The sequence below is a fragment of the Hungatella hominis genome (assembly GCF_014288005.1).
Classification (GTDB): Bacteria; Bacillota; Clostridia; order Lachnospirales; family Lachnospiraceae; genus Hungatella; species Hungatella effluvii.
In genome coordinates, this window is sequence record NZ_JACOPB010000002.1 from 708633 (window position 1) to 727028 (window position 18396).

Sequence of the window (18396 nt, forward strand, 5' to 3'; positions counted from 1 at the left end):
CCTCCTAATATTCCACTTCTTTGGAAGAAAGAACCCTGTTATAAACCGTAGAGAAGATTACCAGGAACACGAGCCAGCAGACACCGATGGCCGCGCCCTTGCCCAGATTGAAGCCCGAAAATGCCGTCTCATACGTATACAGGGGCAGCGTAGTGGTCGCGCGGACCGGACCGCCTCCTGTCATGGTGAAGAACAGAACGAACATCTGGAAATTCGACACGATGGAGGTCAGCGTCACCGTTTTCACAACCGGCATGATGCACGGCACTGTGATGCACCAGAACTTCTGTGCTCCGGTGGCTCCGTCGATCTCCGCCGCCTCTTTTAAGTCCTCCGGCACGGTCTGCAGTCCGGAGAGAAGCATGATCATCATCAGCGGCATCTGTTTCCATACCGCCGAAATGATAACGCCCAGCATGGCCGTCTTCGGGCTTCCCAGGACGCTGTAATCCCCCAGACCCAGAAGGTAATTGACAATGCCGTACTGCGGCTGAAAGATAAACATCCAGGTGACCGCCACCACCAGCGACGGGATCGTCCACGGAAGGAATAAAAGGCTTCTGAACACCTTTCTTCCTCTGAGGCTTCCGCTATTCAGCAGCAGCGCCACCCCCAAACCTATAAAAAACTGGGCGATGACCGTCCCGCACACATAGACCAGCGTTCTCCCGAAGGTCCTGATAAACTCCGAGTCGGTAAAGACCGCTTTATAATTGGAAAAATTGTTCCATCTAATATTACCCATATCAAGCAGATTGTAATGAAAAAAGCTCATTCCAACCACTACAAAAACCGGGATGATGATGGTGACTGTCAGCATCGCCAGAGCGGGTACCAGAAGCATCACCATGAACCAGTTAATTTTTTTCTTTTTTCGCGTTATTTCACCCATAATACAACCTCCAATAGATACAAAGGGAGCGGATGCAGGATGATCTGCAGCCGCTCCTGATTGCTACGGTGGCTCGCGCGCAGTGCGGGCGAGTGATCGTTCAGACTGATGAGTTCAGTTCCATTCTTATTGACCGTACATTTCTTTGATCGTCTTATTGGTTTCTTCCAGTACGGTTTTAATATCTTCATTATTGACAACGATCCGTTCGATCGCCTTTGTCACCTCATTCATGGCATTGTCAAACATCGCATTGGTAGCCGGAAGCGGGCTGGCCGTCTCAGACTGTTTGTTAAATACTTCCATGAAGTAATCTTCGTTCATCTCCGGAAGAGTCGCTATGGATTTTCTTGCGGAAAGCACTGCGTTGGATTTGTGGTATTTCACCATGGCATCCTTTCCGATTAAATATTCCACCAGGCGGACTGCTGCTTCTTTATGCTCTGATTTTGCAAATACACCCAGCTGATGCTCTGTATACACCGTCTCACTGCGTCCGGTCTTTCCTGTCGGAATCACGGCGATTCCCATCTTCTTGTCAAAATCCTCTCCCAGTCCGCTGCTGCTTCTGAATGCGCTGCGTCCCATATCGCCATCGAAGATGATGCCGATCTGGCCTGATGCAAATAAACCTCTTAAATCCTTGATTTCCAGACCTGCCGGAATTACTTTTTCATCCACCAGCTGTTTGGTCCACGTGAGCGCTTCCACATTGCCTTCGTTATTTAAATCAACGTTTCCGCTGTCGTCAACAAAATGACCGCCGTACGTATAGAAAATGCCGTTAAACACGGTACCGGTGTGGGCTACCTTGCCGGTTGGGATTCCCAGGCCATAGAGTGTATTGCCTGCATCGTCTTTTCCGAGCTTAGCAATGGCCCTGGCCGCTTCCGTCATCTCTTCCCATGTTGCCGGCGCTTTTTCCGGGTCTAAACCGGCCTTGGTAAATAAGTCCTTATTGTAATACATGGCGATGGGATGCGGTGCCCAGGATAAGGCCTTTACCTTTCCGCCATACGTCGTTCCCGATAAATAGCCGGGATAAATATCGTCCAGCACATCTCCGGAGGCCAGATCATCCAGTTCTGCCAGGATTCCCGCTCCGTTAAATGCGCTCATCATCTGAGAATTTCCCATGATGACATCGGCTGCATTGCCGGAGGTTCCTGCGATTAAGACCTGATCCTTATACTGGTTGAACGGGATCGCCTGGGACTCCACCTTGATGTCGGGATTGGCCGCCATGAAATCATTCAGAAGCTCTTTGAAAATATCTGAAGTGGCTTCCTCCGCCTCCAGCCAGTTGCTCATGGTGATCGTCACCTGTTCTCCGGATGCGCCTTCCCCTTTCGTCTCTTCCTTTTTCGTCTCCGCCGGTGCGGCAGTCGTCGTCTCCTTCGGCGCGGCGGTGGTAGCTGATGTGTTGTTACCTCCGCATCCACTTAAGGCTAACCCACTGACCATTACGGCTGACAGTACAACAGCAAGCGTTTTTTTCATAAAAAAATCCTCCTTTTTTCTATTTCGGTTTGCTTCATTCCGCTTAACTTTTATACTCTCATTATAACAGAGGCTGATCAAAAGAGAAGGGACCCAAAATTTTGTTTTAGTGCTGTTTTTATAGTTTTTAAGTTTATTATGCATGATTATTGTGCACTTTATCTCTCCCCATTGGGTGTGACTCCGTATTTCTCCTTATAGATTCGTGCAAAATGCTTTGTGCTGCTGTATCCTACCATTTCCGCGATATTCACGATTTTTAAATCTGTATTTAAAATCAGCTTTCTCGCCTTTTCCATGCGTAAGTCCGTTACGTAATCGATATACTTTTTCCCCGTCTGTTTTTTAAACAGCGTGGAGAAGTAGGCCGTGTTCATGTGAACCACCTGGCTGACCTCCTCCAGGCTGATGTTGCGGTAAAAATTATTTTCTATGTACTGGACCGCCCTGCCGATGCTTCCGCTCTCCTCCGGCACCGTCCCCTTCTCTTCCTTCGTCTCCGCCTGCTCTCTGATCCCCAGGAGGCGCGAGGTGCAGTCTGTCAGTTCAAAACGGTTGACCGGCTTTAAAATGTATTCCCGCACTCCGCACCGGATCGCCGTTCTGGCATACTCAAAATCCCGATACGCGCTGATCACCACATACTGGGTCGTAATTCCCGCGGCCAGCGCCTTCTCGATCATGGCCAGCCCGTCCAACACCGGCATGCGGATATCCGTGATGACCGCATCCGGATTCCACACAGCCATGGTCTTATAACCCTCCATGCCGTCACCGCACTCCCTCACCTCGATATCCCCGTAGAAATTCTCCAGAATCTTTCTGATCCCCTGTCGTATGATCGCCTCATCGTCACAGATCAAAATCTTTATCATCGTCCTCTTCCCCCTCTTTCCGCAGCGGAATTCTCAACGAAACAATCGTTCCAATTCCATTTCCCGAACGCAGCGTCACCCGGCTGTTTCCCCCAAACAGAAGCTTCAGGCGCCTGCTTAAATTCCGCAGCGCAAAACAATCCAGAGTCTCCTCCTGGCTGTCCGGCATTAACAGTTCCCTGATTCTGGCGATGCGCTCTGCCGGAACCGCCATACCGTCGTTAAAAATCCTGATTACAAGGAACCCACGCCGCTTTAAAACGGAAACCAGCAGGCGCTTGTGCTCCGGCGTATCCTCGAAACCGTGTTTAAATGCATTTTCCACCAGCGGCTGCATGGTCAGTCTCGGAATCTTTTCCGCCATGCACTCCTCATCTATTGCGTATTCCACGAGAAAACGGTCCGGGAAACGGATTTTCTGTATGGTCACGAAATTCCGCACATTCTCGACCTCTTCTCTGACCGCCACAAGGGTGGACGGCTCCATGGAATAGCGCATCATCATGGAAAATGCCTGTGCCATATCCACAATCTCATAATTATCCCGAATCAGCGCCAGCATGGAGATGCTCTCCAGCGTGTTGTAGATAAAATGAGGGTTAATCTGGCTCTGAAGCGCCTTAAGAGTAGCCTGCTGGCTTTCAATTTTGACCAGATACTCGCTTTCAATCAGGCGCTTCATATCCTTTACCATGGTATTTAAGCTCTGTACCAGTTCTCCGATCTCATCGGGATGATCATCGCAGACGACCACGTCTAAATTCCCTGTGGCGATCTCCCTCGTCGCATCCCGCAGCGTGATGATTCTCCTGGAAAACCAGTCCGCCAGCAGCTTGTCGCTGAGATAGATCAGGATAATAAGGACTACCATGCCGATCAGGAAATAAATCAGGGCCGCGCCGTAGCCTCTCTGCAGTTCCTTTAACTGAAGCCGGAACTCCACGTCCTGCCCAAGAGCCGAGGAATGGGAGTACACCGGGACGAAATGGCCGCCTTCCCTGTAGGAGTCGGAGATAATCTCGTTTCCACTGCAGATGATCTCATCCCCGCTGCCCTCCACCAGATCGTAAAAAGGCTGAATCATCTTCTGTTTATCCAGCTCCACATAGACCAGACCCTGTACCTCTCCGTTCTTGACGCTGACTATATTGGACGCCAGAATCCAGACCGGCCTCCCGTCCTGCAGGGAATCTCCGTCCTCCCGGACAAAGGATGTATCCCCCGCCAGCAGTGCCTCAAACCAGGGCGCACCGGCACAGGCCGCCGATAGATCCTTGTCGGAAAAGTCTCTGGAAAACGTCTTATCGGCCTCCTTAATGTAGATGGATATCGCGCCTGTTCGTCTTCCCACAGTGCTCATATTGGTCAGGCGGTTCCTGATAAAATCCCTTAAATCCAGCTTTTCCTTATAGGTTCCCGTCACGTAATCATCAATGGCATTTTGTACATTGATGTCCGTTACCATCAGATTCATGCCCTCCTGTGCCTGTGCGAAATACGAATCCAGTTCTTCCACCGTCTTGTCCAAAAGCATCTGAGACTGGCGTTTTGAATTCTCCACGCTGACATTTATAAACACGAAAAAAACGATGGCAAAAATTATCATAATCGGTATAATTGCCACCAGCCAAGTCGATAAAGTAAGTTTTTTCTGAATGGACGCGTTACGGTAGCGTTCCATTTTCCAGACTTTTTTCATATTTCCCCAATCCAGTTTTTATCCAATTCTTATTTATTCTTTAATGGATTCTATTATAGCATCCCGGACTGAAAATGACAATTTCCCCTGTTCCTTCCGGTATCACGAGCTTCGGCCTCCGCATAAAATGATATATCTATGAGAAAGCAGGTGAAGCAACATGGCACACGTATCGAATCAGGCACAGCTGGCCGCCGCGCTGTACCGTCAGGAACCCTCCATACAGATAACCGCTGATTTCCCCCTCACTTCCCAGCTGAATATCCTGTATGATGTTGCGATAGAAAGTCTTGCGCCGTATTCCCTTCATACGCTGTTCAAGGATCCGGGCTATGACGGCTTTCTGTTCCGGATCTTCGGAGGCGGCGCCCTCCGGCTTGCAAACATCACCCTCGACGGTCGTTCGGAGGACCATGATCCGGCTTCCGTGCTGGCGCGTTCCCTCATCTGCGTGACGGACGGCTCCCTCTGTCTGGATACGCAGTCCGTGTTAAAAAATAACAGATCCTACAGCGACGGCGGCGGAGTCCGGATCTGCGGCGGCACCGGCTGTACGAACCGCTTTGAAATGAACGGCAGCGCAAGGATCACCGGCTGTTCCACCCGGGCAAACGGCGGCGGGGCGGCGGTCTCCTTAAGCAGTCCCGACGACTGCATCTCCATCTCAGACCAGGCCGTGATCGACCACAATTCGGCTCTGAACGGAGGCGGACTCAGTTTCACTTCCGAAATCCCCTGCCTCGGCGGCACCCTGGCTGTCATGGAACAGGCGCGGATCACGGACAATGTTTCGCATTTTACAGGCGGAGGCATCTCATTTTCGGGATACCGGCCGGGAGACAGCGCGCCCTCGCTTCTCGTGCTGGATGGATCAGTCGTTCTTTCCGGGAATACCGCCGTTCACGGAGGCGCCGTCTTCTTTTACGGAGCAAACTGCGGAGACCGTATGATCGTGACGGATGGCGTCACAATTGCCGCCAATACGGCCGCAGGGACGGGGGGCGGCATCTGCTGTCTGGCGCCCACCGCGGGGGCGGACCTCCTGATCACCGAATCTGCTGTCAGCGGCAATACCGCGGGGACCGGAGGCGGCATCTATCTGCTCACGAATTTCGGCGGAGCCGTGACGTTTCTTGATAGCCGCCTGTCTGACAATACGGCGCAAAGCGGCGATTCCGGGTCCGGCGGCGGGCTGTGGTTTAAGAACACCGCCGCTGACCTGCCTGCCGTCATAACGTTAAACGGGACCGAGATAAACCATAACACGGCCTCCTCCCGCGGAGGCGGTATTGCCGCTTCCGGGCAGTCACGTCTCACCTTCTTGAGCGGATCTGTCCATGACAACCGTTCCTCCCGCTACGGCGGAGGCGTCTGGCTCCGTGACCGGAGTGTATTTGCCATGAACGGCGGTGAAATCCTGGATAACCACGCCGTCTACGGCGGCGGCTTCTACAACGATACCGGCGCAGCCCTGCTGATCACCGGCGGCACCGTCAGCCGAAACAGCTCGGACGCGGGAGGCGGCATCTATAACGCAGAGCAGTCCAGCGTCACCCTCTCCTCAACCGGGGATTTCGGCGGTGAGGGCACGAACACCGCCGCCCTGTACGCACCGGGCATCTACAACAGCGGAGAGCTCCGGGCCGAAAACACACGGGTCATCACAAACGGTGTCTATCTCTCCTCGCAAAACTCCATCGTCAGGATCGTAGGGCCGCTGGCCGCCGGTTCCAGGATTCAGATTGACAGCTCCGGCTATGTAAGCCCCAACGACGCTGGCATTCCCATCGTAATAGCCGAGGCGGCTCCTCCCTACCGGCAGCTGACCGAGACGGACCGGGAATCATTTTTAAAGCCGCCCTCCGGCTTTGATGGATGGGAAATACGGCTGAGCGGCGATTTGACCCAGATTCTGCTGGCGCCGCCTTTGTTTCCTTAACTATTTCTTCCTCACCGGATAACACACCTCCGTCACCATTTTCTCCGGATCCGATGTGTCGTGGGGGCTGACATGGTAGATGCAGAACGAAGCACCATCGTACTCGTAACCGTTGTCGTGAATCCAGCGGGCTACCGCCTCGTTGACTCTGGTAATCTGTGCATAGCTTCCCTGGTAGGTAGCGGAAGCGATCAGCACAGGCGGCACGGTCTTAAATTTCACATGCTCCGTGTCCTTATATGTTCCTGCAACAGAAATCTGAATCTCCACATCCACATCCTGCTCCTTGTAACCTTCATCGTGGAAGACAGCCAATCCATACACCGGGGATGCCATCTGCAGATTCTGACTGCCCGTCTCCCCATGGAGAATTCCCCATAAAATATGCTCCTGGTCGTAGGCCGGAATCACTTTTCTGACACTTGCGACATACCTCTCCGGCAGAGTTTTTAACGTTACCTGATAATCCATCATATTTCCATCCTCTCTGATCCATTCGATGGTGTTATCAAGAAGCTGCAGCTTCGTACCGATGTCGCCCAGCTGGTCCTCCAGCTCTTTCTTCTTAACCCGGAGAAACTTTTCCATTTCCTCCGGTCCGCCGCAGCAGTTTAAGATTTCGCGGATAACCGTCAGGCCAAATCCCATGGATTTCAGGCTCTGGATCTGCCCCGCCACGGAGAGCTGGTCCTCCCCATAATACCGGTAACCGGTGGCGGGATCGACTACTCTTGGTTCCATAAGGCCGATTTCATCATAATGGCGCAGCATACGGATACTGATTCTCGACAGCTTTGAAAAATCACCAATCTTCAACATTTTGTCACCTCACATATATGTGTTTTTGAGCTCAATATCACTATAGACCGTACCACAGTGTGAGAGTCAAGCCCGAATTGAAATATTCTCCCGCCATCTGAACTGTTACAGCATTTCCCCCATATACCGCTTCAGCGGGCTGATCCCGGGATCATACAGAAGCTCCACTGCATTTAGAATATCCTCTTTTAATGCCGCCTTTAATCCATCAGCAGCCTCATTCCTCAGGCAAACCGGTTCCTCTCCCCCGGTTTCTGTCCATAGCGCCACATCCTCCAGCTCAAAGGGCCCGTTCCGGAAATGCCCCAGCAGGCATCCTCTAAACGCACCATCAATCAGCAGATATCCCAGCACATCGTATTCCGGGTGTGTAAATGTATCCTTCAGCCAATGCTCATTGGACTTCACCAGAAAATCATTTTTGTGGAGAATAAAAACGGAATGTTTCTCCGTTTCCTTTGGTACATTCTCCACTGTATCAGACGGATCCCCCTCCAGCAGCTGTAAGTCCTCTCTGCGGACGTATCCCCCTTCATACGGCGCCAGCGTTCCATTTGATTCCAGCCGTTCCAGCACGCCTTTTATTTCCTTTAATGGAAGCCTGTAGAAGGACCTCACCATGGCCGCGTCAATCCAGACATTCAGCCACACAAACCGCCTTACCAGTTCCTCTTCCGCCTCCTCCTTCGTATACCGTTCCAGATTCACATCGGGAAACTCAGATTCGAACGGATACCAGGCGCGATCCCATTCGCTGTCCGCCTGATCTTCGAATACGAGGAATTTCTCCTGCAGGCGGTGCAGGGCGGGCGTGATCTCCTTCGTCAGCATACCCGTGAACTCCTTCATCACATGGATCGTCATCGGGCCTTCCCGGTTCAGAAGTTCAAAGAGTTCCAGTTCCGTATCCGTAAGAGGCTTGTCCTTCCGATAGACAGCCGCGAACAGCTCCAGTTCGTCCGCATAAATGTAGGCAATATTACCATTCTGGAATCTTCCCTTAAAATAGTACGGCTTCCCCTCATCTTATAGCAATACTTCCTGTCGTCAAATGCCGCGCGGTATAAAAGCTCCGGCGGAGAGCCCGGACAGCTCCAGTATACGCAGAGTACGGGAGACATCTGCTTAAACAGCACTCCATATTCCTTCTTCCCGGCGGGCTTTGTAAAATGCTGGCGTTCCAGACGCAGCTTTAAATATGTATTTCTATTCAACTGAACATACCTCCATGTCATTTTATCCTGATCGCGCATTTTACGAAATGTTTATTCGTTGTGCATTCACTACACACTTTCACCATGTGAGTTCCCGTTTACGCAGAAATACTCATACATAAACGGGAACTCTCCCTATATCACTGATCTGCTGACCGCTCTTCGTTGTCCTGGTACCACTCCATATTCTTCCTGTTGATCCATTCCGTGGAAACGTCCATCGCCGCCCGGCACGCATTGGTCTGATCCAGCGCATTCAGCATGACAAAATCATGGATGGTCGCCTGGAAACGAAGCGCCGTCACTGACACGCCTGCCGCCCGCAGCTTTTCGGCATAGGCCTCACCCTCGTCTCTCAGCACATCCGCCTGGCCGTTTAAGATCATGGCCTGCGGAAGATCGGTAAGGTGATCGGTACATGCCCTTAACGGAGATGCGGTGATCTGGTTTCTGCAGCATTCCGATGTGGTGTACTGATCCCAGAACCACATCATGCCCGCCCGGTATAAATAGTAGCACTCCGCAAACTCACAGTACGACGCCGTATCGAAACAGGCGTTGGTCACGGGATAATAGAGAAGCTGCTTGTGGATAGCCGGCCCCCTTCTGTATTTGGAGAACAGCGTCATGGCGATCGCCATATTACCGCCCACGCTGTCTCCGGCCACGGTCAATGTATTACCATTCAGCCTTCTTCCCATCTGTTCAAACAGCTGGGGCAGCTGGCAGAGTACACTGTAGCACTGCTCAATGGCGGTCGGATAACACGCCTCGGGAGACCGGGTGTATTCCGGGAAAATGACCGTACAGCCGGTCCTGGCGGCCAGCTCTCTCACCAGCTTCTCATGCGTATGGAAACTCCCGAATACCCATCCGGCCCCGTGAATGTAGAAAATCACATTTTCTGCAAATTCACTGTTTATCGGTGTTACCCGGTATACGGGAATGCTTCCCCAATGGCCTGTCTCGACCATGGAAGCCTCCACCTGGGCCGGATACATGTAGACCGGCGCGTCCTGGGCCTTCTCCAGCACCCGGCGTCCCTCTTCCGGCGGCAGTTCAAAAATCAGCGGCGGAACTGAATTCTCAATACAGACAGTCTCCGCCGCCGGTTCCAACAGTACTCTTCGATTCATAGATTTCTCCCATCTGATATGATGTTCTAATGGCATCCTATTCAGAAAAGCAGAATCTGGACCTTAAAAATTACGCCGTCAAAGCTGACCCGCATGATTCCATGATACTTATCCACAACCTTCTCCACGGAGGAGAGACCAATCCCCACTCCGCTGTGTTTTGTGGAGTAATACTTCCCATCCTTTAAAATTACATCCCGCTGATATGTATTCTGAATCTGAAGGACCAGCTGTTTCCCTCTCATTTCCGCCTGAATCTCCACATGACCGGCGCCGTCCTCCATACCGCTGCACGCCTCCAGCGCGTTCTCTAAAAGATTGCCGAAAATAATGCACAAATCCATATCGGAAACATCCGGTATCTCCGAAAGATCCGCGCTGATATCCAGCCGGATCCCGGCTGCCTCCGCTGCCGCCGCGTAATGGCGCAGTATGACATCGGCAATATGGTTCCGGCAGATGGAAGTCTCTGTTCCCTCTATATACTCCGGAATCAGCTCTTTTACATATTCCTTCAGCCCTTTTATATCCTCCGCCTCCACAAATCCGTTGATGGACAGGAGATGGTGCCGCCAGTCATGCTTCAGCCGCGACGTTTTTTCGATGCTCTCCAGAAGTTTACCGTACTGCTCCTTCTGCAGCGTGAGCTGGGCCGAAACCGTTTCCGCCTGCTGTACCGCCGTAATTCCCTTGTACGCCTGAATTAACATCTGCAGCGTCACGTAAAAGAATGCATAGGTGGCAAACGACCAGAGAATCACGAAAACCACGTCACCCGGCCCCGTATGGACCCCGGTTATCCAGTAATCATTGACAATTTTCACATAGAATATCAAGTACGTCAGCGCCGGAATAATCCAGATATAGTTCCAGAAAGAAAGTGACAGCCGAAAATCAATCACCTGCTTATACAGCTTTGCCATTAAAAGCCGCAAAAGAGGCGTATAGGCCGCCAAAACGGCCAGAACCAGCACCATCTTCGTCGTCTCCGCCGCGGAATCCAGGTTCAGCAGATTCCCGATCACCTTTGCAATCGCCACAATATTTACATATAAATTCAGCGTCACCAGCACTATAAAAAGGATTTCAAAGGCGCTGCCCTTTATCACAATCCGGAATACCACCACCGACACCAGAAGCCACAGACATATCCCATAAATGTTATACTCCCGCAGCGGCGATCCCGGAACGAGAAACAGGATGGTAACTGCCGCGGTCACCGTTATATCAAACAGAAACAGTGCAGCCGACCTCCAGTATCCCAGCCGCAGCCGCGATTTGAATGAGAAAAACAGGAAAAATGCGAATACGCAGCAGCAGCACATCACCCGCAGCGTAATGCATGCCATATCCACCAGCGTCATACTCATCTGCGCGCGATCCTCACTTTCCGCAGCCTGCCCTTAATTGGTTTTTCCTGAAGCTTTTCCAGTACCTCCTGACCTTTACCGTTTAGAATCTCCACGTATGTCAGGCTTTCCCTGATGTCAATAATACCGATATCTTCCGCCCCAATCCCATCGATATTGCAGATCGTCCCCACAATGTCCACTGCGCGCATCTTCGATTTTCTCCCGCCCCCGATTGAAAGACGCGTGATTCCAGCGTTTAAGGCGGCTCCCTTTTGCGCTTTCGGAGCCCGCCTCTCCCTCTGACGCGCCCAAAAGGCCTTCGTCATCTCCTCATCCGGTTCGGGGCATGAAGTCACCGGAAGTTCGCGCCCCATATAGGCTTCCACCATATGAAGCATCCGCTCCTCGTTCTCACACAGGAGACTTACGGCTCTCCCCTTTTCTCCGTTTCTTCCTGTCCGGCCGATGCGGTGTACGTAGGTCTCACGGCCGCCCGGGAAATCATAATTCACTACGAGATCGATCTTATCGAAATCAATCCCCCTGGCCGCAACATCGGTTGCGATCAGATAGCGGAATCCGCCTCTCCGGAAAGCGTCCACTGTTTTTAAACGCTCCCTCTGCTCCATTTCTCCATGAATCATCCCACAGAATATCCGGTCTCTCTTAAGCTTCTGAAGGAGCACATTTACCATCTCTCTGGTTCCGCAGAATATCATGCAGCTCTCCGGGTTTTCCAGAATCAGAACCTGTTTCAGCAGGTCGTATTTCTCTTCCTGGTCCGTGCGGTATACCGCCTGGGAGATCGCGGGCTCCTCTTCCTCTGTATCCGCCTCCGGGGCAATCATGACGGCGTCCGCCATATACTCATCCACCAGGAGCCGCACCTTCTCATCCAGTGTAGCTGAGAACAGAAGAACAGTTCCGCCTTTCGGCAGAAGAGCCATGATCTGTTTCACCTCGTCCAGGAACCCCATGTCCAGCATGAGATCCGCCTCGTCGATGACCAGATACCGGATCCCGGTGAGTTTTAAACAGTCCCTCTGAATCAGATCCATGACGCGGCCCGGAGTTCCCACGACAATGTGAGACTTCTGTTTGATCGTGCGTATCTGCTTATCAATCGGAAAACCGCCAAAGACCGCCGGGACCTTCAGGCGTTTGCCTCGTCCTATGTGAAACAGCTCGCTGCTCACCTGGACCGCCAGTTCCCTGCTGGGCTCCAGAACCAGCGCCTGCGGAAGATTCTCTTCCCAGACAATCTTTTCACAGAGCGGAATACCGAATGCCGCCGTCTTTCCCGTCCCCGTCCTGGACCGTGCCGCCACATTCTTTCCTTCCAGAACCGCAGGGATCACTTCCCGCTGTATCTCCGTTGGTTCGTGATACCCCAGGAGCTCCAATGCACGGACGATCTCCTTAGAAAGGGCGTACGGAAGAAATCCGTTGGGGGACACCGTATCTGTATTCATCTCTATTTCCAAACCACTTTTATTCTCTGACATAATTAAATTCCTTCCATAGTAAGAAAACCGAATTCCGGATTCCTCCCAATAAAATAAAATCAGAAGGCAGGCCATACCATGACCTGCCGGCTGATTTTATTATACAATGGATTGATGCCAGAATCTACTGGCAAATATAGTTCCCATACATACTGTCTCTCTCACCGGTCTGCCCTGGGAAGGAAAGGCGGGCATACGGATCAGAGAACGACGTTTCCTGCTACTGGAAAAATAGCAGGAGCATTCCGGCCGCCACCGCCGAGCCGATGACACCAGCCACATTGGGGCCCATGGCGTGCATCAGTAAAAAGTTGGAGGGGTTGTATTTCTGGCCTTCCTTCTGTACCACGCGGGCCGCCATCGGGACCGCGGAAACGCCTGCGGCGCCAATCATGGGGTTCACTCTGCCATTAGACAGTTTACACATCACCTTGCCAAGCAGTACACCTCCGGCGGTTCCCACCGAAAATGCGATCAGGCCCAGAACAATGATCTTTAACGTATCCACCCGCAGAAATGCGTCCGCGCTGGCCTTTGCCCCAACAGTAATACCCAGAAAGACAGAGATAATATACATCAGGGAATTCTGTAATGCATCCACGAGGCGTGGGACACAGCCTGATTCTTTTATTAAATTCCCCAGCATCAGCATGCCGATCAGCGCGCCTGCCGACGGCAGAAGCAGGACCGTAAATAAGGTTACCACGATAGGAAATACGATCTTCTCCGTTTTACCGACCGCTCTCAACTGCTCCATCTTGATCTTCCGCTCTTTCTCTGTCGTGAGGAGACGGATAATCGGCGGCTGTATAATAGGTACCAGCGCCATATAGGAATAAGCCGCGATGGCAATGGCTCCCAGCAGATGCGGGGCCAGCTTGCTGGTTAAGTAAAGCGCCGTCGGCCCATCCGCGCCTCCGATAATTCCGATGGACGCGGCTTCCGTTCCCACAAAGCCCAGCATAATCGCTCCGATAAAGGTTAAGAAGATTCCCAGCTGGGCCGCTGCCCCTAAAAGGAGACTCCGCGGGTTGGCCAGTAACGGACCGAAATCCGTCCCTGCGCCGATGCACAGAAAGATCAGCGGCGGATAGATTCCTAAATTGGTTCCCTGGTATAAATAATATAGAAGGCCTCCATTTTCGTCCCCCACCGCGGCGGCCATCAGGCCGGTTTTCGGAAGATTCACCAGAAGCATACCGAACGCAATGGGAATGAGAAGATAAGGCTCATATCCCTTATGAATCGCCAGATAGAGAAAGAGACAGGAAATTGCGATCATAATAAGTTCGCCGGGCATATGCAGGCCAAACAGCACGGTATCGCACTGAAACAGCTGTGAAAATCCGCTGCTCTTCCAGAACTCCAGTAAAATTCCATTCATCCTTTTAGCCTCCTTAAGAGATTTCGAGCAGCGGATCCCCTGCTGCCACGGAAGCGCCTTTTGAGGTAATGATGGAGGTCACCGTGCAGTCGCGCGGGGCGATAATCTCATTTTCCATCTTCATTGCCTCGATGATGACCAGCACTTCGCCGCATTTTACCGTCTGTCCGGAAGCTGCCGGAACCCCCAGAACGATTCCCTGAAGAGGCGCGGTGATCACTTCACCGCCTGCGGAGGCGCCGTTTCTCTTTTGCTCTGCAGCTGCTCCAGTTCCTCCTGCGGATTGATTCTGCGAAACAGGCCTCGCCGGCGCCGCATAACCACCGTCCTGCGCATTCCGGTGAATCTCTTCCACTTCCACCTCATGAACCACACCGTCAAGCACGATCCGAAATATTTTTATTCCCATGGTTTTAACTCCTTTTCCTGTTCTTTATCGTATGGATTCCTGTCGAGCATTTCTGGCCCACGCGCTGTCATAGTCTTCCACTCTGGTAATTCTCCGCACCACAATTTCGTCCGGATCCGCCGCCAGATATGCAGCAACCGCCGCAGCGACAAGTACCGCATCGCTTTTGTTTCCAGCTGTCGGCCCGGCGCCGGGCTCCTGTGAGGAAGGCACACCCTCCCGCCGTCTTAAAAGCCAGGCGCAGAAATCAATCATTAAGGAGAGCAGAAGCAGCACCAGAAACACAATCATTATACTGAATCCGGAAATCAACAGCGTATCCGCCACAGTCACACTATCACCAAACATGACACACCTCCTACAGTGGAATATTTCCATGCTTTTTCGGCATTTTCTGAACCCGCTTGCCGCGGAACGCCTCCAGCACGCTGATAACGTGTTTTCTCGTCTCGGCCGGCAAGATGACGTCATCCACATATCCTCTGGAAGCAGCCACATACGGATTCATCATTGCCTCCTGGTACTCGGCGATCTTTTCCTTCCGCCTGGACACTCCGTCGGAAGTGTTCTTTATCTCTTTGGAGAAGATAATGTTAGCAGCCCCATCGGCTCCCATTACTGCAATCTCAGCATCCGGCCACGCAAAGACCGCGTCGGCTCCCAGATGTCTGGAGCACATTCCGATATAGGCCCCGCCGTATGATTTTCTCGTGATTACCGTTATCTTTGGTACTACTGCCTCGCTGTAAGCGTACAGCATCTTGGCGCCGTGACGGATAATTCCATTGTGCTCCTGCATCGTACCGGGCAGAAATCCCGGCACATCCACCAGTGTAAGGAGCGGTATGTTAAAGGAATCACACGTACGGATAAAACGCGCGGCCTTGTCGGAGGCATTGATATCCAGGCAGCCCGCCATGGCCTTTGGCTGGTTTGCAATCACTCCTGTGCTCCGTCCTCCCATATGAATGAATCCTGTAATGAGATTGGGAGCAAAATACTCCTGATATTCCATGAACTGACCGCCATCTGCCAGGGCTTCGATGACAGCCTTCATGTCATAGGGCTTACCCGGATTCTCAGGTATCAGCTCATTTAAGGAGTCAGCCATACGATTCCAGTCGTCTCCCAGATCCATTTCCGGCGGGTTCTCCATGTTGTTCTGAGGGAGATAGCCCAGAAGTTCTTTGATCTGCCGGATACAACTGCCCTCATCCTCCGCCATATAATGGGCCACTCCGCTGATCGCATTATGGGTCCTCGCTCCCCCCAGCTCCTCCGCTGTCACCGACTCCCCCGTGACGGCCGCGATTACTGAAGGACCGGTAATAAACATCTGGCTCGTATTCTTTACCATGAAAATAAAATCCGTCAGGGCCGGCGAGTACACAGCGCCGCCGGCGCACGGTCCCATGATCACGGATATCTGGGGAATCACCCCGGAAGCCATAGTATTGTTATAAAAGATACGTCCATAGCCCGCCAGGGCATCCACACCTTCCTGAATGCGCGCTCCCCCCGAGTCATTGATGCAGATCATGGGGGCTCCCGTCTTCATGGCTGCCTCCTGCGTCTTTACAATCTTGTCTGCATGCATTTCTCCCAGAGAACCGCCTATCACGGTAAAATCCTGGGCAGCGGCATATGTAAGCCTGCCATTCACCGTTCCATAGCCTGTTACGACGCCCTCTCCCGGGGACGCCTTCTTCTCCATGCCGAAATTCGTACAGCGGTGTTTCACAAATAAGCCTGTCTCCACAAAGCTTCCTTCATCAAACAGCGCCAGAAGCCGCTCACGGGCGGTCATCTTCCCGGCCGAGTGCTGTCTTTCTATAGCCTTTTCACCGCCTCCCTTACGTAGTTTATCCTTTAAAATCAACAGTTCTTCCTGTTTTTTTGTAGCCAACTCCCTTTCCCTCCAGACCGTCACTCAGACTTTTTTCTAAATTGCTCCGGCACACGATATAAACCGCCGGACAGATCGGCAATCTCTTCCAAAGATTTCGCCGCTAAGAGTTCACGCTTCGCCGCGTCAGGTGAGATGGCAAGATCCTGCGGATACGCTACCTTTCCTTCTCTCCGCATACGTTCGATCTCCCCGCTGCCCACCATGGAGCCCACCGGCGTTCCCTGTGCGATACACCCCAGCATCTTCGTGCGCTCTTCTGCGTTCTGCGCCTGGTAGAGATAGGCGATTCCCTGCTCCGTCACCACGTGAGTCACATCCTCTCCGTAGACCATGACAGGAGCCGCATCCATGCCGGCCTTTCTGCCGATCCGAACGGCATCCAGTTCCGGCACAAAGGCCGGGCCGTATTTGCTCTGGCTCTTTGTCATCTGAACCACCAGCTTCCGCCCGGAGGCCATGGAACCGGTCAGCGGAGCCATGTCGCGCCATGCTTTTGTCGTATGGCGGCGCCCGCCGGTGCTGTTTCCCATGTTGGGGGCACCGCCAAAGCCGCTGAGCCGTCCGCCCGTCACGGTCGAGGAGTTTCCCTCATAATCCATCTGGAGTGTGCCTCCCAGGAACAGGTCGATCCCATAGAGCCCTGCCACCTGGGCGGCCGCCCTGTTGGACCGGAGCATGCCATCCTTTCCGGTAAAGAAGATGTCAGGTCTCGCAGCGGTATACCGCTCCATCCCCAGTTCTCCGCCAAAGGCGCATACCTGTTTCACCCAGCCCGCTTCCACAGCCGGGATCAGAGTGGGATGGGGATTCAAGACCCATTTGGTACAGATTTTCCCTTTCAGTCCCAGATAATCTCCAAAAGTAGGAAGCAGAAGTTCAATCGCCGCGCCGTTGTAGCCGATGCCGTGATTCAGGCTTTCCACACCGTGCTTTGCATAGATTCCCTTGACCGTCATCATGCCCATCAGAATATGGGCCTCCTGAATCTGGGCCGGATCTCTGGTAAACAATGGTTCCATGGGATACGGCTCGTCCGCCTTCACAATATAATCCACCCAGCCGCCCGGAATATCAACCCGAGGAAGGTCCCCCTCTCCCACGATCTCGTTGACCTGTGCGACGACAATCCCGCTCTTAAATGCGGCTGCCTCCGACAGCATGGGCGTCTCCTCCGTGTTGTAGCCGGTGTATAAATTTCCGTTTGAGTCCGCTTTGTCCGCAGCAATCAGGCAGACATTGGGCGTCAAATCCACATACAACCTGCCGTACAGCTCCAGATACGTGTGGATGGCCCCGATTTTCACGGTGTCCTCCGCCACCATTTCCGCCAGCCGCCTGCTCTGTACCCCGGCGAAGGAAAAATTGATCTCCGACGCTATCCCTCTTTCGAAGATATCCAGGTGCTCATCCCTGGAAATCGAAGGAATAATCATATTCAGATCATGGACTTTTTCCGGATTCACTTCCTTAAGCGCCTCTGCTAAAAATGCAGCCTGCTTCTGATTGCAGCCCTCCAGAACAACTCTGTCACCCGGCCTTAAAATACTCTCTAAAAATGGAACGATCTCTTCTGTCCCGACTCGTTTTCCCCTTGCATAACCGGCGGCCTTCTCCATCCGTTCCGCCTTTGAACGGCGTTCTTTATCCCAAATCATGCGCTCTCCCCTTTCTTAAAATGCGTTCCTGATAAAAAAATAATAGCATTGACTTTTTATAACGTCCAATATATACTTTGTTACATAATGATATCTATATTGTTATAA

The 18396-nt window shown here is 52.4% G+C and carries 16 protein-coding genes; 1 reads left to right on the forward strand and 15 read right to left on the reverse strand.

Annotated elements, in window-relative coordinates; translation table 11 throughout:
* Nucleotides 1-4 precede the first annotated feature (4 nt).
* The 4 genes from H8S75_RS07445 to H8S75_RS07460 all read right to left on the reverse strand — a co-directional run bounded on the left by H8S75_RS07445 (nucleotide 5) and on the right by H8S75_RS07460 (nucleotide 4966).
* Nucleotides 5-892 carry a carbohydrate ABC transporter permease gene (locus H8S75_RS07445; RefSeq protein WP_187020415.1) on the reverse strand — a complete coding sequence of 296 codons (888 nt, stop codon included), beginning with the start codon at nucleotides 890-892 and terminating at the stop codon, nucleotides 5-7.
* Between the two features lie 126 nt (nucleotides 893-1018).
* Nucleotides 1019-2392, reverse strand: coding sequence for an ABC transporter substrate-binding protein (locus H8S75_RS07450; RefSeq protein WP_187020416.1), 1374 nt, complete (start codon nucleotides 2390-2392; stop codon nucleotides 1019-1021).
* Between the two features lie 158 nt (nucleotides 2393-2550).
* Nucleotides 2551-3267 carry a response regulator transcription factor gene (locus tag H8S75_RS07455; RefSeq protein ID WP_025531541.1) on the reverse strand — a complete coding sequence of 239 codons (717 nt, stop codon included), beginning with the start codon at nucleotides 3265-3267 and terminating at the stop codon, nucleotides 2551-2553.
* Nucleotides 3245-4966 (reverse strand): sensor histidine kinase, encoded by a 1722-nt coding sequence (locus H8S75_RS07460; protein ID WP_187020418.1) that lies wholly within the window; start codon nucleotides 4964-4966, stop codon nucleotides 3245-3247. Before H8S75_RS07460 ends, H8S75_RS07455 begins: the two co-directional genes overlap by 23 nt.
* A gap of 160 nt (nucleotides 4967-5126) precedes the next feature.
* On the opposite strand from H8S75_RS07460, the gene H8S75_RS07465 reads away from it, so the two are divergent.
* On the forward strand, nucleotides 5127-6905 hold the full coding sequence (locus tag H8S75_RS07465; protein ID WP_187020420.1) for a hypothetical protein: 1779 nt from the start codon (nucleotides 5127-5129) through the stop codon (nucleotides 6903-6905).
* Here H8S75_RS07465 and H8S75_RS07470 read toward each other — a convergent pair whose 3' ends face one another.
* The 11 genes from H8S75_RS07470 to mdcA all read right to left on the reverse strand — a co-directional run bounded on the left by H8S75_RS07470 (nucleotide 6906) and on the right by mdcA (nucleotide 18288).
* Nucleotides 6906-7724, reverse strand: coding sequence for a MerR family transcriptional regulator (locus tag H8S75_RS07470; RefSeq protein WP_187020421.1), 819 nt, complete (start codon nucleotides 7722-7724; stop codon nucleotides 6906-6908).
* A gap of 105 nt (nucleotides 7725-7829) precedes the next feature.
* On the reverse strand, nucleotides 7830-8588 hold the full coding sequence (locus H8S75_RS07475; protein WP_243270194.1) for a hypothetical protein: 759 nt from the start codon (nucleotides 8586-8588) through the stop codon (nucleotides 7830-7832).
* 14 nt (nucleotides 8589-8602) lie between these two features.
* The gene (locus H8S75_RS32605) at nucleotides 8603-8938 is read right to left on the reverse strand and encodes a hypothetical protein (RefSeq protein WP_243270195.1); all 336 of its coding nucleotides are present in this window, start codon (nucleotides 8936-8938) and stop codon (nucleotides 8603-8605) included.
* Between the two features lie 140 nt (nucleotides 8939-9078).
* A complete protein-coding gene (locus tag H8S75_RS07480) occupies nucleotides 9079-10074 on the reverse strand; it encodes an alpha/beta hydrolase (RefSeq protein ID WP_187020423.1) in 996 nt (331 codons plus the stop codon).
* A gap of 41 nt (nucleotides 10075-10115) precedes the next feature.
* Nucleotides 10116-11444: a sensor histidine kinase gene (locus tag H8S75_RS07485; RefSeq protein ID WP_187020425.1), complete on the reverse strand. Its 1329-nt coding sequence runs from the start codon at nucleotides 11442-11444 to the stop codon at nucleotides 10116-10118.
* Complete coding sequence (locus H8S75_RS07490) at nucleotides 11441-12931, reverse strand: DEAD/DEAH box helicase (protein ID WP_432764178.1); 1491 nt, start codon at nucleotides 12929-12931, stop codon at nucleotides 11441-11443. Before H8S75_RS07490 ends, H8S75_RS07485 begins: the two co-directional genes overlap by 4 nt.
* 220 nt (nucleotides 12932-13151) lie before the next feature.
* A complete protein-coding gene (locus H8S75_RS07495; RefSeq protein ID WP_432764182.1) occupies nucleotides 13152-14231 on the reverse strand; it encodes a sodium ion-translocating decarboxylase subunit beta in 1080 nt (359 codons plus the stop codon).
* Nucleotides 14232-14328: 97 nt separating this feature from the next.
* The gene (locus H8S75_RS07500; RefSeq protein WP_187020429.1) at nucleotides 14329-14724 is read right to left on the reverse strand and encodes an acyl-CoA carboxylase biotin carboxyl carrier protein subunit; all 396 of its coding nucleotides are present in this window, start codon (nucleotides 14722-14724) and stop codon (nucleotides 14329-14331) included.
* 24 nt (nucleotides 14725-14748) lie between these two features.
* A complete protein-coding gene (locus H8S75_RS07505; protein WP_187020430.1) occupies nucleotides 14749-15072 on the reverse strand; it encodes an OadG family transporter subunit in 324 nt (107 codons plus the stop codon).
* Nucleotides 15073-15082: 10 nt separating this feature from the next.
* Entirely contained in the window at nucleotides 15083-16630 is a 1548-nt protein-coding gene (locus H8S75_RS07510; RefSeq protein WP_187020432.1) for an acyl-CoA carboxylase subunit beta, read from the reverse strand.
* A 20-nt stretch (nucleotides 16631-16650) separates the two neighbouring features.
* On the reverse strand, nucleotides 16651-18288 hold the full coding sequence (mdcA, locus tag H8S75_RS07515) for a malonate decarboxylase subunit alpha (RefSeq protein WP_187020434.1): 1638 nt from the start codon (nucleotides 18286-18288) through the stop codon (nucleotides 16651-16653).
* Nucleotides 18289-18396 lie beyond the last annotated feature (108 nt).